Here is a 17,793-nt window from a genome sequence, read left to right as displayed (position 1 = left end):
TAACCTTAAATTAGTAATTGTTTGCATTGCAATTTCTATCTTTGAAATTAATATTAATGCGGACAATCGCAAACCAAAACTGAGCAACTATGAACCAAAATTTGGAGGAACTTAAAGAATTGTTGATGTACAGTTACCGTAAGCTGGGATACACGGTAACAACGGATAAGGATATGCTTTATCTGCGCTTCTCTCCGGACAGTCAATCGCCGGCTGTTATGGTTCGTTGTGCCAATGAATCCCGACCGCTTGATCGGGCGGCCGTTCAGCAGATGTTTATGGAATTTGAGCGCATGGGTGCTCAAAACGGATGTCATCAGTACCGGTTGGTCAACCTCTCCGGCTTTGAGGATGGCTGTAAGGTTTTCGAAGATTATAATATGGCCCTGTCTGACGCTTCTTACCTTCGTAGAATGAACAAACCAGGATTCCTGGATCTCTATGCGCACAACGAGAAAATGTACAGGGAAATATGCTCTTCCTTCGAGACGGTCAACAAAGTTGCGGCGGTCCAGGCTACAGGTAGCGGTAAATCCTTGCTGATTGCGGCATCTGTGCGGGATAATGCGGGACAGCAACAACTGGTAATTGCTCCGCGTACTAATATCCATGCAGAGATTGCCAGACATATTCCCGAAGGGGTAAAGGTGGATTATATGACATTCCAGATGTTGGGACTGATGCAGGCAGAGAACAGGCTGGATTCCTTGAAATATGACCGGATTTACATAGACGAGTTCCATCACGGCGGGGCTACCCGCTGGGGAGCAGCCATAGAGGAACTGCTTGCGGGCAACCCGACGGCGAAAGTGTTGGGCACAACGGCAACCAGCGAGCACTCTCATGCCGTAAAAGGGAAACGGGACATGGCTATGGAGATGTTTGACAAGGTGGCCGGACGGATGGATATCTCTGATGCACTTGTACGCCATATCCTGCGGACTCCGGATTATGTGTGTATGCCTTCTTCTTACGAGGCGATGCGGAAGGATTTGCTTGAGAGCAGCGAGGTGAAGGGGGATTATGTCAAAGAAGCAAAGATCAACCAGATGATTGACTCATGGGAGAAGGATATGCCGCTCCATGAGATTATCCGCGAGAAGCTGCCTTCCACAAATTGCAAAATGGTGGTGTTCAGTTCGGACATCACACAGCTCAAAAAGAACAAGCGGCTGATTGCCAACCTTATGGAAAAGGCGGGAATCAGCTATAAAGGATACGATTACTACCACTCCGGCAACAGGAAGACCATGGAGGGGCTGGAGAAGTTCAAGAGCAAGAAGACACGCTCGCGGGCACAGATTATTTTCTGCATTGACATGCTGAACGAGGGTGTCCACGTTCCGGGTGTACAGGCGGCTTTCTTCCTTCGTCCGACGGACAGCAAGACAGTGTTCTACCAGCAGCTGGGACGTATCATGTCTGCCGGTTCCAATGACTGTACCGTGGTGTTCGATATGGTGGATAACATGTATTCCCGAAATATGTCTGACCTGGCACAGGATGTGCACGACTGCCAGACACGGAAGATCGATTCGCTTTCCATGGGAACGAAGGAGTATGTGGATCCTGAACCGGTGTCTTTCCGGGTGGATGACTACTTGAAGGTGTTGCGTGACCAGAAGGAGAAGGTGGCACCCAGACAAAGGCAGGAGAGTTTCGCCGAGAAACTGGAGCGCATTGCGGCTAACTACACGGAGAACGGACGGATACGGATTCGCGTATATAACACTCAGTCCCGCAATGACGAAAACTGGTTTTATCTCCAGACAAAGAAATATGCGATGGATGCGCTGTCTCCGGAAGAACGCAGGCTGATAGACCGGCTGAAGTTTGATCAGTATGTGCCGCCAGAGAAGAAGGAACAGATTGAATTGGACCGTTTCATAAAGAACTTCAAGCTGCACCATCAGGACATCAGCAGCATGTCCATCGTGGATCAGGCTTACTATAAAAGATTGGCTTTCCAGTTGTCGGCCAACAAGCTGGATTTGGCCGTTTACCGGAAACTGTCTGACGCGGGCGTGGCCTTTGTCGGATATAAGGTTCCCGTAAACTACAAGATAGCCCAAGCCTACAAGCTGGATACACCCGAAGAGGTGATGGCTCAGATGAAGGAGTTGGAACGGGCTAACCGTAAGGTCGTGAAAAGGCAGCCCCGTGTGGTCAAGACCCAGGAAGAGAAGGACCAGAATAAGCTCCGCAAGGTAGTCGCTTCCAAAACTGAAGGGGAGTCATACAAGGTGAACGGGGGTGAGCGTAAGTTCGGCGGGGTGAAGTCACGCGAGGAGATAGAGGCACTAAAACGGAGTGCGGCAACTGCGTTCATGAACAATACGAAAACGGTTTCCCGGCGTATCCATAAATAAGGATTCATTAACTAAAACCAAATATTATGGCATTCAATGACACAGAGAAAACAGATGCGAAAATCGAACAGGCGTATCTAGATTTGCTGGCCAAGACCTTGTCTGCCGCAAAGGAAAAATGGTCTGAACCTTGGCTTAGAAGTATCGTGAACTTTAATCCTCAGGGATTTGACGGTGCACGCTACTCAGGTATGAACAACTTCTTCCTTGCCCTTTCGGATATGGCGAATGGGTATTCTACACCCATCCATGTGACTTTCGCATGTGCACAAAACGAAGGATTCAGAGTGAAAAGGGGAGAGAAGGGTGAACCAATCCTCAAATTTTGCCCGTATTACCTGCCGGATGACGAGGGCAAAAAGAAGGGTATGAAATATGCTTCCGAAGATGATTACCTAAAGATGGATGACGAGACAAAAGCTTATTATCATAAAGTGGCCAAAACGGTGGGGTATACCGTGTTCAATCTGGACCAGACAACTATCCAGGCCGAGAACCCGAAACTCTACAAGAAGATGCTGGACAGATTCTCCAAATTGACCGGCGAACGGGACAACGTTCAGAAAACAGCCATAGCCGGACTGGACGAGACTATCCGAAACAATACGTGGATTTGTCCGATCAAGACGGACTCTATCGGTAAGGCTTACTGGAACTCCAAGGCAAATATCATCAAGGTGCCCGACAAAGCGGATTTCCGATCGGATGTGTCTTTCTATCGTACACTGGTACATGAGATGATTCATTCCACCACGCTGCTGCCTAAACATCCGCTGACTCCCGAAGAACAGGAACTGTTGGCTTCCGAAAATTGCCCGGATGCAAAACGCGAGGCATTGCTCAAAAAGCAAGGCGAGCAGATGCGTACCTATGACTACGGTAACCTGCCTGAACGGGCACGTGAGGAAATGGTAGCGGAACTGGGTTCGGCTATGGTACTGACACAAATCGGCATAGATGCCACGTTCGCTCCGGAGAACAAGGCATATCTCCAGAATTGGGGCGAATACCTGGGAATAAAGGTTGAGACCGGTATGGTCGAGAATCCGGAGTTCAGGGCTTTCGGTTTGATGTTGCAGTCAATGGGTTGGAGAGGAAACTTGCAAGAGTTGATCAAGGATGTCGCTGAAGTGGAAAAAGGGAAGTCTCTCAAAGCTGTGTACAAGTACCACCATATACCTGATAATGCCCTGGCGCATAATTTCCTTGAAATGGTCCGTGACGGGGTAAAGCCTTTGAAGGTGATGGGTGAGAAGTATGTGTCCATGACCGAAGCGGAACGCATGCAGTCAGGCATATCAAAAACGATACTGAGTGACATCGTGAAGGATGCCTGGCAAGCCGCCAAGGTTGTCATGGCTGAAGGGATAAAGATCGATCTGAAAAAGGAACTTGGACAGGCCGAGAATTTCAGCAAGATAAACGACAAGCGCCGGACGGAACCGGAGAAGAAGGGTAAGTCAAAATCCGGCGGCTACAAAAAGTCCAACACGGCAGTTGCCAGGAAAACAACAAAGAAGTATGGCAGGTAGATCCAAACGCTCCCCTGATGCGGAACTGCGTAGCCGGACAAGATTTGACGAACCGCAACGAATCAGGCTGTATGTCTTCGAGAGATACGCCATCATTCACAAAGTGATGCTGTCCCGGAGCAATGCGTTTGTCTCTTTCTCGGTAAAGTCGCGCAAGTTCCGTTTCCAGGAGACGGACATCTATTACTATAGGATGTCGCTTGTAATTACCAAGGACGAATTCCTGCAGATGAAGAAGCTTTTGGCCCTGATGGATCCATTAACGGGGCTCTCACAGATTTGGTTCAACTTTGAAAATACTAATAAAATGGGGGAATCTTTGAAATCTAATGGATAATTGGTTACATTTGCGAAAAAGAACGTGACGACACACGTAAAAACGACAGTATATGAAAAAATTAATCGAAAAGGAACCCCTTGTTCCACTGTTTGTGGACATGGGAGAGTCCGTATTATTGGCTGTCTCTATTGGTGACGGTGGCATGCAGCGTTTTATGAAGGATGATGCAGGTCATTTGCTAGCTCCAACAGGAATATTTGGGTTGGCCCAGTTTTCTGTGGATGAGATAGCCTTGAAAATCCGTTTCCTTAAGCAACAGGATGATCCTTGGTTGCTTAAAACCGCTGAGTGTCTACAATTAGCTCTTGACAGCCGTTATCAACTGAATGACTTGCCCACACGAAATGCAGAACTGGTGTTCTGTCTCATTTACCGTAACTCTCCCGAGTGTGTCCCCCCATGCGGTTTCACGCTTATTCCTATTAACAATTCTGCCCAACTGATGAATCTGGAAGCTGATGCTATCCGTCATGGTGACAGCTATTACTGTTTCCTTCGTAAAATCAATGATCCCGCATCGTTCTCGCTGACGGATGTACGCCGGTTTCTGATTGAGACGGAGGAGGGGAGCTATTTGCGGGATGTCAATGGTGGAACTGTCCATTGGACTAACCGGAGGAATAAGGCGGCACGACTTTCCAAACCTCGCTCGAAATTACTTTTGAAAAGGCTCAATGGAATGTACCCGGATCTGAAATTGCATATAGTAAAGTTTAGTACAAAACCTTATAAGATATAACTATGGCAAATAAAGTAAAAACAGATGTGCCTAAACACAGAATCAGAAATCCATACGAAGGCTACCCGATAAGTTTTTTCTACCCTGTCACCCAGGATGCAGACAAGGCTGACGATGATGACAGTGACGATATGATCCTTATCCTGCGTAAGTTGAGACAGGCTTTGCGTGAAACCGGATATCATATCGGATGCGAGCTGGGCCAATATGTCCTGCTGGACGAGAACGAATCCAAACTGAAAGACGGAAATCCGAAATCTCTGGCACGCTATTGCCTATTGTCCCAGATAATTGATGCGGATACTTATCATTCCATTATCGCAAATGAATAGCTATGGCTGAACTGTTGGATTTTATGGTGGTACGCTCGGACAGGTCTGAAGCTGTAGCCAAATATACCGTTCTATACAGACCGGCTGATTATTTCTGCAAAAGGCTGAACTTTGAGTTCGACAACTCGGAAGAAGCCGAAGCGGTGGCCTTCTATTTCCAGTACTGGATGAATGCCGGAGGGCGGGTCAGATATACGGGAGCTCCGGATATACCCGGAGTGTTGATGTCCATGGACGGTTCGGACATGACGGACTGTCCCATGGACCTATCCAAACAGTTGTACTGTCTGTTCAGCTCAGGAGGATACTGCCCGTTACCACTGGTCGAATACCTGCTCAATCTTCAACCGAGATGTCTCGATTATCTGTTTACACAACATGCCATATCGTTCAAGGCGGCTGGAAAAATCAAACTGGTGCGCTTGAGTGATATCAATTCCCTATTCCGGTTTTCTGAGACGAAAAAGCGGTATAAAGAGGATTTGGCGGTTTTTCATGAAAAGGTTGTAGGACTCAGATGTGAGTATAACAGGATGTCACTGTTATTGCCGGCTCTTCGTCAAATCGGTGAATTGGCAAATGCTCATGCCAAAGACGAACGTAACAACCGGATTCTGTTGGATTATATCGAAGGCAAGGAGAATGCAGAGTTGGCGGCAAACTGGAACCTTTCTCCGGAACGCATCAGGCAGATTCTGGTCGAGCAGGTGAATGCACTCTGCTATCAGATCTCACAAATAATGGTTGTCCATAGCTCTATTCTGGAAGAACGGGCTCGTAACATACGGATGGAGCACGAATTGGTCAGACTGCGGGCAGAAGCCAAACTGACTTTAGCGGGGAATCTGTTCAATGTAAAGCCAGACAAGAAAAAGTGGGAATGGATTAAGGATATCTGCCGGTTGTACTCGACTCCTATATCCGAAATGGGTTTCTCTACCCGAACATACAATGTGCTTACCCATCTGGGCGTACAGGATATATTCGGATTAAGCAAGTTGGACGAAACAACACTGCATCATGCGCAAAACTCCGGCAAAAAGACCGTTCATGAGGTGATGGAGTTTAAGGAACAGTTCAACCTGAAGATGCTATCTGACCCGATATACATGCAGTATGTCGAATGGCTGGCACACAAGTTGTCGGAACAGGAACGTGACTGCTTGGGCGAATGGATTGTAAGTATGGACAGTGAGGGGAATGTCTGGACCAAGAACAGCCGGTCGGAACTGGATCTCTCTAAAGTGGATCTGTTCATTCATCCGGATGTTGTGGAGACAAGCATACTCCATATCTGCTTCCCGGAACTGGGGAATTTCAGACAGACGGGTACCACAGAAGTACAAACCCCGAACTCGAATAAACGCAAATAAGGATATCTTTAACTATGAAGTAGGAGGGGTGTCACCCGGTCAAGGTTTTCCACACATTTATTTCATACCAAAACCAGCCTTGCAAAGACTTCCCGGACTGCCCAGATGGACGGTTCCGGGTTATTAATTTCGGGTAAGTGGTTTGACACTGACCACACTGTCCCCGACTGGGAGGATGATGCCGCTCTTGGGCTTGGGTACTTGGGGTATCTCATCCGTCTTATCTGACTCGCCTGTCTTTGACGGTTTTGTCATGGTTACACTTTGTTGCGCTTTCCCTGAATAATGGATGATTCCTCCTGTCTCCGGAACTGGGTTCAGATCCGTTTCCTCTTTCTTCTTATCGATATAGTGGATTCTGGGGTCTCCATCATTACCACGGCCAGAATTTCCGGACTGTACGTTCTGTCCTTGGATGTGTATTTCCCCCTCTGTGTTCTCCTTTTCGTCTTCAGCGACTAGCATCATGCCGGAAGTACGCTTGGATGGAACTGTATCCTGTGACATGGTGGCTTCCTTTGGGGTATTCACCATATCCTTCACCACTGGTTTTTCTTTATCTGATCCTCCATCCTTCAATTCCTGATAGCTGGGCAGGAAGAACTCTTCATCCGTGGGTTGCTCTTCTGCCAGGATACTGGAGAGGTAATCCAGCATCGGTACCGGGTCAATGTATTTGCCTTTGTTCATGATACTGAAGTGCAGGTGCTCGCCGGTGGAACGTCCGGTAGTGCCGGATATGCCGATAGGCTCCCCGGCTGGGACAGGCTGGTTACGCTTGACGAGGATATAGCTCAAGTGGGCGTACAAGGTATGGATGTCACCATGTTTCAGCTCGACACAATAACCGTAACCGCCACGATAACCCGCATAGACCACGAGCCCGGGAAGGACAGCGTAGACGAAATTGTCATGGGCGGCAAAGTCTATTCCGTTGTGGAACTTCATGGCTTTGGTGAACGGATCTTTACGGTAACCGAAGTAGGAGGTCGCCTTCAGCTGGTCCATTGGCATGCTGACCATCGACTTACGCTTGAGGACCTGATACCTTCGCTTAATCAGTTCGTATTTGATGGAGTCCAGATACTTTCGTTCGTCAGCTTCCGTAAAGATAAACGATCCGTTCCCCTCGACTTTATCGTAGGAAAATTGAGTAGGATCGATTGGGACGGTATCTTTCACTGCTTCGTCTTTTTTCAGACCTATCCATTTGCCAATCCGGTCGAATAGCCGGCCGATGCCTTTGCGCCGTTTTTTTTTGACAGTATCGTCTTCATCATCATCTTCTTCATCAAAATCATACTGATCAGTGGGATTGAAATCTGTGCTGACGGTATCATTGACTACCGTTTCGGTTTCTCCCATAATCGTTACAAACTGTGCTTGGACCGTGATGGCAAGCATACAGAATAATTCGGCTAGTAATATTTTTCTCATAGGGTATTGAAAGTTTTGGTACAAGGCAAGAAAGTCCTAATCTTAATACTTGCTCAGCTGGGTTTCTTTCAGGATGACTTTCCCGTTCTCCCGAACTTCCAGCACGTTCTTCGTTTTATCACAATGGATGATGTACTTATACCTTCCATTCTCAAACACATAGCTACCGTTAGCCAATTTCCCACCTTTAAGAATCAATTCGGGTTTCTCGGACATTGGAACGCCTCTTTCCCAAGATGCATATCTGAACATGCTGTCCTTCATCTTGTCTATGCGGACCCGATAGTGCTTGGTCTCGAACAACAGGCACAGTTCGTCAAATTCCCGCAGTCCGGGATAAATCCAAAAGGGACCACTCTGCCCGCACAATGTGAATTGCTTTCCGTCAAAATGCCAGACCTGATATTGATCCGTGAAACTCTGCATGTCATTGGTAACAGGCATATATAAATCTTGGTTGGCGGTATCATAGCGGTTCAGCCAGTCCCAACCTTCTCCCAGATTCGTGCTGAAGTACCAGTCGGATATGGTATGCTCGGTTCCTATGGAGGCAATCTTATCGCCATCCTTATTGAAGCACGGGTATTCTTTGAGTTTGCCGTTCTGAATGTTCAGGGCCATCACTCCCGTATATGCCAAGTTACCGCTTTCCCGGAAATATTCATCCACCAGATAAATGGCCTGGCCATTGTCGGTATAGAGGGTTTTTATAGTGTCAATATGGCTGCCAAAATCCATTTCCGAATCACCGGATTCATTGGGATGAAGGACAGCATAAAGGGATTTGTGCTCGGCCTTCACCTTCTTGCCGGAACGGTATTGGATGATGTTCCCCCAACAAATCATGGTGCCGCCATCCCCGGTGTCCCAGGTATAGACCCGTAGATTGCCGTCCGCAGAGGTGGCGATGGTCACATACTCATTTTGGATAGAGGATGTGAAGGGATAGGAGAGGGTAGCCGTGTCCTGCTGTACCCATTCGATCAGAGGGGTTCTGTCTGAACGGTAATAATCCTTGATTGTCTCGCCGTCTTCCTCATACTCTGACGGATTGCTGGCAGCAAGGACTTCCTGCTCTTTTTGGACCGGATCAATCCGAACTGGTTCATTGCAGCCGGTCAGGATATGAAGGAGACAAATGGAATAAATGATAAGTTTCAGTTTCATAATGGGTCGTTTAATTCTTTGCAAAGATAATGCTTTTCAGGGAGATACGGATTTTATCGACCGATTTCTTCCGACGGTTTCAATGATCTGTTTTTATTATTAGCCTCTAATTATAAATGTATATTAAAATAATGTCTTTATAAGTTAATAATCCCTTGTTGGCTTTTCTTAATTTGGCAGGGAAAACGATTTACCGGGCTAAAATTATATATTTGCAATAGTTATAAACCAGAACATTAGACTATGGATAAATTGATTGAGACCATAAACATTAACCAAATACCTTTTGAGGATATTGAGCGCAAAATGGGTGTTCCACCATCAGCTTTTCTGAATGCGCCGGATTCAGAAGATATCATTGATGCATTAACGACATTGACCAACGGACGGAGTTGTCTGACCCCACAGGTTGATTTGGGAGACTACAACTTGGGATTCCGATATGCGAGATTCAGTTTGTATGCAAAAAACGGAAGATATTGCTTCAGAGTCCATCCGGTCCGTGACCAGGAAGAGTTCGTGAATGAGTTCAATTTGGATGCCCGTGAGATAGAACTGCTGTACAAAGGTGAGAAGATAATCAAAATGGCTGATTTGGAACAAACCGGCCAACCGGTTGAGTGCCTGATTCAGCTGATTCCCGGCACCAACGCGCAAGTGGCTTGCCCTCGTTACACGATTGACATCCCTAACCGTATCGGCGGCCAGGAAATCACCCACGAGATGAAGGCCGAACTTACTTCAGGGGCAAAAATGACCATTACGAATAAGGACAATGTGCCTTTTGATATCCAAATTGACCTTGTCAGCCACAATATGCTTAAGATAGCGGAAAATAAAGACCGGTTGTTACGCTCTGCCGGCTCTATCGGACAATCTCAGGAAACGAGGGGCATGAGCTCTGTTCTCGGTGGGGGAAAGAGCACGAAACCGGCCACAAGCAAGTCCAAAGGCAAAGGAAGCCAGGCCGGGAAGAATGTGGCTGCGGAACAGGCATCCGCTCCATCGCAAGGACAGTCACAACAAAGTGAAGGACATCGTGGTGGACTTAAACGCTGATAATTATGGAACTACTGGATATTCAAATAGATTTGTTTCACTTTAAGGGACTGCTGGATTCTATCGGAACGGAGAACCAGGAGAATACGCATGAGCAGCTAAGCGGACGGTTGTTGTATTATATTTCCAAATACAAGAATTCCCCCTCAGTCACGATGCAGCAGGCAAACCTTATGCTTTCCCATGTGGAGAGGCTTTTCAAATTGATGATTGTCTACAAGCCTGAAGAGTTTATGGAATGTCTCTTGAACACCAATGCGGGAAACGAACTGCGCAAGAAAGGGATTGGAGCTGTCTTGGAAAGGAAGTTTGCCACACTGATCCCACTGGACAAGCTGTATCTGCTTTATCTGGAATACTACTGCAGGGAGCTGGTCATACAGGGCAATTTGTCCGAGAGCGTCCGGAGTGACACGGAGAAGGTGCTCAGAACAGTTGACGAAATACGTGAAGCCGAACGTATTTATGCGGAGCAGATGCCCGTTGACACCCTGCTGCTGAAAGTGTTTGACAAAATGTTTGAAGGCAAGATAAAGCTGGAAACGTCGGAACGGATCGATCTGTTGGCCGGACGGGGAAGATTGAGCTTGACAGTAGTGCCGCAATCGGAAAATAACAACAAGCAGTTGGCGCAAATGAAGATCGCCTGCAAGCCGATATCGGAAGGAGTGGCACACCTAAGCAAGATTGGTGTCTATGATAACTTAGGTGTTGATGCCGTTGCCAAGAACGAACGATACATGGTCGCTCGAAAAATACCCTTTGCGGTCAACGAGAAGTCATACCTGATAGGAGACACCAAACGGAATATGTTGATGTCTCTTTCCTACAGGGATCTGACAACCTTATGGCCTTCTGTACGCTATTTCATCGTATCACAATATGCGCATACGGGTGAGGACGAACAGCAGTTCAAGAACAGAAAGGACTTTTGTCATGCGCTGGCACAGGAAGACTGCCTTTCCCCTTTGGGAGGACCTGTCAGTATGGAGGTCAGCATCTGATTATAATATAAACGGAACCAAATAAACGGAATAACTATGGAGAAGAAATCAGTACGTGAGAAAATCGAGGAAATCTGCAATGGCAGACTGCCTTCGCTATATGATGTGGCCACTAAGATAGGGTTCAAAAAGGACCCGATGGAGTGCAGCCAGCGTTCTGTCTGTATGCGTATCGGAGCGGCAGGCGGTGGTGAGAAAATTCTGATTTACGATAACGGACAGAAATATAAGAACTTACGCTCCGGTAAATGCGGGGATGTGGTGGCCATGTCCATCGAGTTCATGGACCGTTTCAGCAACTACTCCCATAACTGGACCTCGTTCTACAAAGAATGGCAGGACTACTACGGTTCAGTCCAGAACATGTTTGTGGAACGGCATGCGGCATCGAACTTCCAGGAAGAGACAAGGGCATACATCCCCTTTACTCCGGAAAGATGGGAAACCAAACCGTTCGGACCGACCTCAAACGTATCCCTGAAATCCTATCTGCAATACATACGGTGCATCGACCGGGATACACTGGCCGAGATGTGCGGATTCTTCAATACAATCAAGGACACCAAGTACGGCACTCATAATGGAAAGGATATCGTGAACATCGGATTCCCGCTATATAGGGTGGGTGAGGATACTCCCTGCGGATTCGAGATCAAGAATGTGGGATACAAACGTACCGCCCCGGGTTCCGATGTATCCATGGGCATGTGGTCAGCAACCCGTGCGAATCTTCAGGATGTCAAGCGCATTTTCTTCTTCGAGTCGGCGATAGACGCTATCTCATACGTGAGCGTTGACCGCATGAAGGCGGCAGAGACCGGGACCCCAAGGAAGATTAATCTCGATACGGATTTGCTGGTGTCATGCGCCGGCGGCCCTAAAATCGGACAGGTTGTGTCATTGAAAAAGGCTTGCCCGCAAGCACAGGTTATCGCAGAGTTCGATTTGGACAGGGCCGGACACAAGCATGATATAATCCTGAATAACATCTGGAGCAACCAGACTATACAGATTAGCAATGTCAACAAGCGTGAAGAAAAGCTGTTTACGGCAGAAAAGGTTTGTACTGAAGAAGGTAAGAAGGAAATACAGGACTTGAAAGATGCCGGATGGAGTTCTTACTTCAGGAAGGACGGTTCCACACTGATGTACAGAAGTAACTTGGTGGGTCACGAGGTTAAGTTCAACGGACAGACCGTAAATCTCGGACTGGATGAGCTGACCCTGCCCAAACTGGCCAATTCGTTCCGGGATTACCGTATCATGATAGATCGCGAAAAACCGATTCGTGGCAACTACATCAAAGTGGTAAATGACCAGCAGGTGTCTGTGGCTGTCAAGGACTGGAACGACCGGGCCATTGCCGACAAACAGCAACGTCGGGCGGGTTTGCAACGCTCTGTTGAGAAGATTGGTGTCATCAAGCAGCACCAACAGGAGAAGGAGGCGGTCGAACAGGCACAGCGTGACGCTCAGATCGCCAAGGCAAACGAGCGTATACAGAACAAGAGTGGCAGAAAAATCTAAAGAGTGAGATATGGGTGCAATGTTTGACAGTTACAAGTTAAGGATTCCAATTACACGGGCAGCCGAGTATATTGGTTATGTGCTTCGTGCCGACAAGGGACAGGGACGCTCGGTTACTATGGGTATCCACGACGGGCACGGCAGATGGGGTGACCAGATTGTGATTGTCAACCACAGAAATCCTGGCACCAACTACTACTTCAACCGGAACGAGGACAGCCGGGACAAGGGGGATCTGATATCTTTCATCAACAATCACATGGCTGATTTCCGTGAGGTGTTGGGGCTGACCGGAAATTCCTCCAGGGGTAATTATGACATGGAGGGGATCAAGGCTGTCCTCGAAGCATTGTCGGGTATCCAGTTCTCGGAACCTCTGAAGTCCGTAAACGGTTCTTTTTCCGCTAACAGGACGGATTCGGAATTCCGGTTGTCGGACTACGAGATATGCCCGCTGAATGAGAAATGCCGGGATTTTCTGATTACCGGGCGCAAACTCTCCCCGTCAACGGTGGACCTGTTCAGCCCGTTCATTAACTCCGTAGCGTATATAGCTGACGGGAAACGGTATTACAATACGTCATTTCCTTACAGGGTGCCGGGAAACACCGACATATGCAACTTCGAGGTGCGGAATTACAGGTATAAGGGACACAGTGCTGGAGGAAACAAGGTGGATGCGTGCTGGGTGGTGTCTTTCAATAGGGAGCCGTGGGACATCGAGTTCGTATATCTCTTTGAGTCGGCCATAGATGCCATGAGTTTTTATGAGCTGAATAGTTCAATCCTGTTAAGCAGATTGCCGCACGTGGCGTTCGTATCTACCGGAGGCAGCGTGTCGCGAGCCCAAATCAGTGCGATACACAATTACTTTGAAATGGCCAGACTGGTATGCTGCTATGACAATGACGAGAGCGGTGTACGCTATGACATATCCACGGCATGCTGTCTGTGGAATGTAACCTTACAGCGTTCGGTGCGTGAGGATTTGGTGGAGTTCATCTGTAACGGGCGCAAGTTTGCAATCCCCCGCGACAAGCTGACCTTTACCGCATTTAAGAATGCAGCCGGACTCAGACAGAATATCCTAGTCAAAAAGCCTCGATTCACTGACAAATCACTGGATGCGGACGGACTGACGGAAACGGTCTGGTTCAAGGATTGGAACGACTGCCTGAAATATAGGAAGACCCCGAAAAAAGAATATATCCTTTACCGGGGCAGAGGACGTGATTATAACAATGTTTGATAGATGACTATGAGAGAATACGGTTCTGACAGGGAGTACCCTGCAAATGATTGCCTCTCCAAACAAGAGCAGGTGATGGATATACACATAAAGCCGAAAATGAGATATTTGGTCGTTTCGGCATTCATACCCGTGGTTGTGTACCTGGGGGCTTTCTTCCTTTCATTTTATCTGCCGCCCGGATACCATTGGGCGTTACAGGTGCTGGTGGGTATCATGGTATTGACGGCGCTTGCAGTATTCTGGTCTGTGTTGTCGCTGATATGCACGAGCTGGACACTGACTCCCGACCAAATCCGCTTCAAACGAGGGGTTATCGCCCGAAGGACAGATTATCTGGAACTGTACCGCGTGACGGACTACATGGTAAAGGAGTCTGTGGTGGAGCGTGCGCTGGGAATATGTTCGTTCTATGTGGTATCGACGGACGCAACCTCTCCAGTCATGCATATCTATGGCATCCCGAACTTAAGGGAATTGCAGATTGAACTTCGGACCCGCGTCGAACGCCAGCGCCAGCTCAAACGGATTTACGAAATTGGAAACCATAACTGATAGACAAATAGGATATGAAAACTGCTGACAATATACGATGGTTGGGGCCGCTGCTGCTTTTCTTCTGTCTGCTGCCGGTAACGGCAATGGGACAGTTTGTAATCTATATTGACCCGACTCACAAGGCCGGTGAGAAGGATTATATATCAACCACCAAAAAATTGATAACCGAGATAAATAAGTCAGCTACAGCGACAGCTGCTTTATATACGACCGCTTCCGAAGAGATGAAAAAGCTGGAACGGCTCAAGAGGGAACAGTATAACGCCCTGACAACCGCATACGCCTTTTATACGGATGAATTGCGAATCAAGCGTTTCAACGAGACACTAGGTACCGTAAAGCGGAACCTTCAGATGGGGTTTTCTGTCATCGAGGCGAACCCGCAAGCCTCCTTTTTCTTCAGGGACAGGCTTATCGAACTGATAGCGGAAGTGAACGACGCCGAACGGGTGTTCAAACAGGCGACGGTCATCGAGGGAGAGGATAACCAGATGAGCAATGCGGACCGGAATGCACTGCTGTTCAAGGCCGAGGAGATGATTGCGGAAATCGCCAAGGAGGGACAGAATATCGTGAATGTGGGCAAGATGATCACGCTGGATCCCGAGAGAATGGAAGAATTGGCCAAAAAGAAATATCATAAACAATGAGAATGTCTATTCATAACAGATCAACGAGAGGTATGCTGATGGTATTCCTGCTCTCGCTTTTCACACTGGAAGCGGCTTCCCAGGTGGTGATTGTGATGGTGGATCCTGTCAATACCAAAACCATGTATGAAGGGAACAGTATTCACGAAGCCGGATTCAATATGCTTAGGGAGAACCAGTCACGAATCTTACAGCTACAGACGCATATCTCCTATTTCTCAACGATGATGGTGAAACGGGAAACGGAGAAGATGAACACGTTGCTGAATATCGACGATTTTTTCTCTGATAATATTCCCTGGCAGGAACATTTCTTAGGACGTATGGATACGGTACGGATGAACCTGAACACTATCGGCAGACTGATAGCGAGCTATCCGAAGACAAGCAAGCTGGCCATTGTTCATAAACGCTTGACTGAGGATCTGGACGATGCTTTCGCCAAGTATAACCAAGCCATCAACAAGAGGGGGAGCGAGAACATGATGCGTAACGACGAACGGAACCACTTGGCAATATTGGCAGAAGACCAACTCGAAAAGGTGGCCAAGCTGGTACGTGAGATGTTTCGCTCCATTCCTCATGCGAGGGAGCAAATTATGGAAGAACATATATCTGGATTTTAACTCTTTACAGAACAGCGTTATTATAAAGATGATGAAATTGGGCAACATATTGGATAAAATGAAAGGAAGCCGCAATCCTGCTTGGCTGTTCCTTTCTTACGACCTTGACAACAGCAGGATAACGGCGGTGCGAAGGGTGGCACAGGATGCCCCGGTCTGGGCAGACTGGAATCAGTTTGTCAAAGAACAGGTAGAACGGTGCTTCAAAGACATCAGCAACATCCCCAACGAACGGGTGTACGCATTCAGATTTGACAATCTGGAAAGCATTCCGTATCTGCAGGGCGAGAACAACAATCATTATATCGAGTTTGTCAGCAGGACGGTTCCTAGCTATCAGCTGGGAATTCTTGAGTGCGCCTTTGCCCTGGAAAAGGGGATTCTGCCCACCGAGCTTCGCAAGAATCCAGAGAATTATGACACCTATACTGAGTATGTCGCCAACCTTCAGATGGATCAGGACATGGAGCTGTTCAAGCGTACAGTCCGTAATGATTCAGAGAACTACGAGCTGTTGTATGACCTGGTCGCACGATATACGGATGTACCTGAGATAACCCAAGAACAAATCGGCATACTGAATGACTCTCCATGCGGATTGCGGGTGTTCTCTGTGCTGGAAGAATTGCTCAAATCATCTGAATATGTGCAGAACACCCTGGACTTTGACAGTTACGAGTCACTAATCTACACCCCAGTGGCAGAGCGCAATGGACTTCATTATCTGAAAGCTGAGCTGGACAAGTTCGACTACGCTTCCGGACGAAAAGGGGAGGGTGACCCCGAGAAAAGGAAGAAGATACTTGAGCTGACCTTATTCATCCGACGCTTTGAGATAACAAGGAACTGGGAAGACCATAACATTGACCGTGAATGGTTTTCCGCGTGCATTGCGCGTATGTCGGATGCGGAGATGGTAGCACGCGAGTTGCAGAACTTCGCCTATATCCCGGCACTGACACGTGCACAACTGCAGTACCTCATGCGGACGGGTACGACGGCAGAGACTTTGTCCCGTAGCGGGATCATGGGGGATGTCATCATGGAGACGCCGTTTTTCCATGAGTCATTCGGACTAGACCTTTCCCAGGTACAGGGAAGGAAAATAGAGCCGTTGGACCAGATGCTCATCGATGCTACCTGCCTGGTAATAGAGAGTTCGCTGGAATGGTTGAAAGAGGTGGCGGTACACCCGGATGAAACCCAGGAAACACGGCTGATGGCCGAACGGGAGATACCGGAAGTGGAACAGTATCTGAGTAGCGCCAAACAGGTGGCACTGGAACTGGGCCGAACTTTACACGCCAAATCGGAACAGGATATTCTGACAGGGTTTGGCAAGGTGCTGGAATCGGCAGCTTCATTCTATACAAGCCATCTGTATGACGGTGCGGGTGACAACCCACAGATTGATTCGGAGATCATAGAGATTATGTCCTCCAAACCTGCAGATACGGAGCTGTCTGAGAAAATGGCCGCTTTGCTGGTAGAGTATGTGGACAGGTTACCCGTCCATCTGCTGTCCCGTTGTCAGACAGTGTTCTCTTCCCAAGTGTATGGCCAGTTACCCATACATCATGACATGTCTTTGGGCAAGCTGCTACAGAAAACGGAACTGGAATCTTCCCTGCAACGGTTGGGGGTAGGCATCGAATGCAGGAAACTGTCACAGGACCGTGATAGCATGGAGGTTGAACTGAAAGAGAAGAAACGTACTGAAAGGCGTATCCAGAAAGAGATTAATGACTTGTCCGATCGCATCGGTGAGTGCAGCGAAGGTATAAACCGGCTGAAGTCACTGATGAACGGCCAGGAAAAGGAGAATTGATAA

At 47.8% G+C, this 17,793-nt stretch carries 16 protein-coding genes; 14 read left to right on the top strand and 2 right to left on the bottom strand.

Annotated elements, in window-relative coordinates; all coding sequences use genetic code 11:
- Nucleotides 1–89: 89 nt before the first annotated feature.
- The 6 genes from BQ9893_RS07595 to BQ9893_RS07570 are packed head-to-tail and all read left to right on the top strand — an operon-like array spanning nucleotide 90 to nucleotide 6,685.
- Nucleotides 90–2,369: a DEAD/DEAH box helicase gene (locus tag BQ9893_RS07595; protein WP_075965554.1), complete on the top strand. Its 2,280-nt coding sequence runs from the start codon at nucleotides 90–92 to the stop codon at nucleotides 2,367–2,369.
- Nucleotides 2,370–2,395: 26 nt separating this feature from the next.
- Nucleotides 2,396–3,901 (top strand): zincin-like metallopeptidase domain-containing protein, encoded by a 1,506-nt coding sequence (locus BQ9893_RS07590; protein WP_075965553.1) that lies wholly within the window; start codon nucleotides 2,396–2,398, stop codon nucleotides 3,899–3,901.
- Nucleotides 3,891–4,238, top strand: a complete 348-nt coding sequence (locus BQ9893_RS07585) for a hypothetical protein (protein WP_075965552.1) — start codon at nucleotides 3,891–3,893, stop codon at nucleotides 4,236–4,238. The genes BQ9893_RS07590 and BQ9893_RS07585 overlap by 11 nt, the downstream gene beginning before the upstream one ends.
- Before the next feature lie 52 nt (nucleotides 4,239–4,290).
- Nucleotides 4,291–4,980, top strand: a complete 690-nt coding sequence (locus BQ9893_RS07580) for a hypothetical protein (RefSeq protein ID WP_075965551.1) — start codon at nucleotides 4,291–4,293, stop codon at nucleotides 4,978–4,980.
- A gap of 2 nt (nucleotides 4,981–4,982) precedes the next feature.
- Nucleotides 4,983–5,312: a hypothetical protein gene (locus BQ9893_RS07575; RefSeq protein ID WP_075965550.1), complete on the top strand. Its 330-nt coding sequence runs from the start codon at nucleotides 4,983–4,985 to the stop codon at nucleotides 5,310–5,312.
- 2 nt (nucleotides 5,313–5,314) lie between these two features.
- Nucleotides 5,315–6,685, top strand: a complete 1,371-nt coding sequence (locus BQ9893_RS07570; protein ID WP_075965549.1) for a DNA-directed RNA polymerase subunit alpha C-terminal domain-containing protein — start codon at nucleotides 5,315–5,317, stop codon at nucleotides 6,683–6,685.
- 123 nt (nucleotides 6,686–6,808) lie between these two features.
- On the opposite strand, the gene BQ9893_RS07565 is transcribed toward BQ9893_RS07570, so the two are convergent.
- On the bottom strand, nucleotides 6,809–8,122 hold the full coding sequence (locus BQ9893_RS07565; protein WP_081415402.1) for a M23 family metallopeptidase: 1,314 nt from the start codon (nucleotides 8,120–8,122) through the stop codon (nucleotides 6,809–6,811).
- 42 nt (nucleotides 8,123–8,164) lie between these two features.
- The gene (locus BQ9893_RS07560) at nucleotides 8,165–9,289 is read right to left on the bottom strand and encodes a hypothetical protein (RefSeq protein ID WP_075965547.1); all 1,125 of its coding nucleotides are present in this window, start codon (nucleotides 9,287–9,289) and stop codon (nucleotides 8,165–8,167) included.
- 243 nt (nucleotides 9,290–9,532) lie between these two features.
- On the opposite strand from BQ9893_RS07560, the gene BQ9893_RS07555 reads away from it, so the two are divergent.
- The 8 genes from BQ9893_RS07555 to BQ9893_RS07520 are packed head-to-tail and all read left to right on the top strand — an operon-like array spanning nucleotide 9,533 to nucleotide 17,790.
- Nucleotides 9,533–10,348, top strand: a complete 816-nt coding sequence (locus BQ9893_RS07555) for a DUF3945 domain-containing protein (RefSeq protein ID WP_075965546.1) — start codon at nucleotides 9,533–9,535, stop codon at nucleotides 10,346–10,348.
- Nucleotides 10,349–10,353: 5 nt separating this feature from the next.
- Complete coding sequence (locus tag BQ9893_RS07550) at nucleotides 10,354–11,352, top strand: hypothetical protein (protein ID WP_075965545.1); 999 nt, start codon at nucleotides 10,354–10,356, stop codon at nucleotides 11,350–11,352.
- A 36-nt stretch (nucleotides 11,353–11,388) separates the two neighbouring features.
- On the top strand, nucleotides 11,389–12,879 hold the full coding sequence (locus BQ9893_RS07545) for a toprim domain-containing protein (protein ID WP_075965544.1): 1,491 nt from the start codon (nucleotides 11,389–11,391) through the stop codon (nucleotides 12,877–12,879).
- A 10-nt stretch (nucleotides 12,880–12,889) separates the two neighbouring features.
- Nucleotides 12,890–14,128, top strand: coding sequence for a toprim domain-containing protein (locus tag BQ9893_RS07540; RefSeq protein ID WP_075965543.1), 1,239 nt, complete (start codon nucleotides 12,890–12,892; stop codon nucleotides 14,126–14,128).
- A 3-nt stretch (nucleotides 14,129–14,131) separates the two neighbouring features.
- Nucleotides 14,132–14,683: a PH domain-containing protein gene (locus BQ9893_RS07535; RefSeq protein WP_081415401.1), complete on the top strand. Its 552-nt coding sequence runs from the start codon at nucleotides 14,132–14,134 to the stop codon at nucleotides 14,681–14,683.
- Between the two features lie 14 nt (nucleotides 14,684–14,697).
- Nucleotides 14,698–15,336 carry a hypothetical protein gene (locus BQ9893_RS07530; protein ID WP_075965541.1) on the top strand — a complete coding sequence of 213 codons (639 nt, stop codon included), beginning with the start codon at nucleotides 14,698–14,700 and terminating at the stop codon, nucleotides 15,334–15,336.
- On the top strand, nucleotides 15,333–15,962 hold the full coding sequence (locus BQ9893_RS07525) for a hypothetical protein (RefSeq protein WP_139322578.1): 630 nt from the start codon (nucleotides 15,333–15,335) through the stop codon (nucleotides 15,960–15,962). Before BQ9893_RS07530 ends, BQ9893_RS07525 begins: the two co-directional genes overlap by 4 nt.
- Before the next feature lie 28 nt (nucleotides 15,963–15,990).
- Nucleotides 15,991–17,790, top strand: a complete 1,800-nt coding sequence (locus BQ9893_RS07520; RefSeq protein ID WP_075965539.1) for a hypothetical protein — start codon at nucleotides 15,991–15,993, stop codon at nucleotides 17,788–17,790.
- Nucleotides 17,791–17,793 lie beyond the last annotated feature (3 nt).

The sequence above is a fragment of the Parabacteroides massiliensis genome (assembly GCF_900155425.1).
GTDB lineage: Bacteria > Bacteroidota > Bacteroidia > Bacteroidales > Tannerellaceae > Parabacteroides > Parabacteroides massiliensis.
This window is presented reverse-complemented; position numbering and strand designations above follow the sequence as displayed.

Coding starts and splice junctions, on each gene's coding strand:
- BQ9893_RS07595 (WP_075965554.1), top strand. CDS start 90: ATGAACCAAAATTTGGAGGAACTTAAAGAATTGTTGATGTACAGTTAC.
- BQ9893_RS07590 (WP_075965553.1), top strand. CDS start 2,396: ATGGCATTCAATGACACAGAGAAAACAGATGCGAAAATCGAACAGGCG.
- BQ9893_RS07585 (WP_075965552.1), top strand. CDS start 3,891: ATGGCAGGTAGATCCAAACGCTCCCCTGATGCGGAACTGCGTAGCCGG.
- BQ9893_RS07580 (WP_075965551.1), top strand. CDS start 4,291: ATGAAAAAATTAATCGAAAAGGAACCCCTTGTTCCACTGTTTGTGGAC.
- BQ9893_RS07575 (WP_075965550.1), top strand. CDS start 4,983: ATGGCAAATAAAGTAAAAACAGATGTGCCTAAACACAGAATCAGAAAT.
- BQ9893_RS07570 (WP_075965549.1), top strand. CDS start 5,315: ATGGCTGAACTGTTGGATTTTATGGTGGTACGCTCGGACAGGTCTGAA.
- BQ9893_RS07565 (WP_081415402.1), bottom strand. CDS start 8,122: ATGAGAAAAATATTACTAGCCGAATTATTCTGTATGCTTGCCATCACG.
- BQ9893_RS07560 (WP_075965547.1), bottom strand. CDS start 9,289: ATGAAACTGAAACTTATCATTTATTCCATTTGTCTCCTTCATATCCTG.
- BQ9893_RS07555 (WP_075965546.1), top strand. CDS start 9,533: ATGGATAAATTGATTGAGACCATAAACATTAACCAAATACCTTTTGAG.
- BQ9893_RS07550 (WP_075965545.1), top strand. CDS start 10,354: ATGGAACTACTGGATATTCAAATAGATTTGTTTCACTTTAAGGGACTG.
- BQ9893_RS07545 (WP_075965544.1), top strand. CDS start 11,389: ATGGAGAAGAAATCAGTACGTGAGAAAATCGAGGAAATCTGCAATGGC.
- BQ9893_RS07540 (WP_075965543.1), top strand. CDS start 12,890: ATGGGTGCAATGTTTGACAGTTACAAGTTAAGGATTCCAATTACACGG.
- BQ9893_RS07535 (WP_081415401.1), top strand. CDS start 14,132: ATGACTATGAGAGAATACGGTTCTGACAGGGAGTACCCTGCAAATGAT.
- BQ9893_RS07530 (WP_075965541.1), top strand. CDS start 14,698: ATGAAAACTGCTGACAATATACGATGGTTGGGGCCGCTGCTGCTTTTC.
- BQ9893_RS07525 (WP_139322578.1), top strand. CDS start 15,333: ATGAGAATGTCTATTCATAACAGATCAACGAGAGGTATGCTGATGGTA.
- BQ9893_RS07520 (WP_075965539.1), top strand. CDS start 15,991: ATGATGAAATTGGGCAACATATTGGATAAAATGAAAGGAAGCCGCAAT.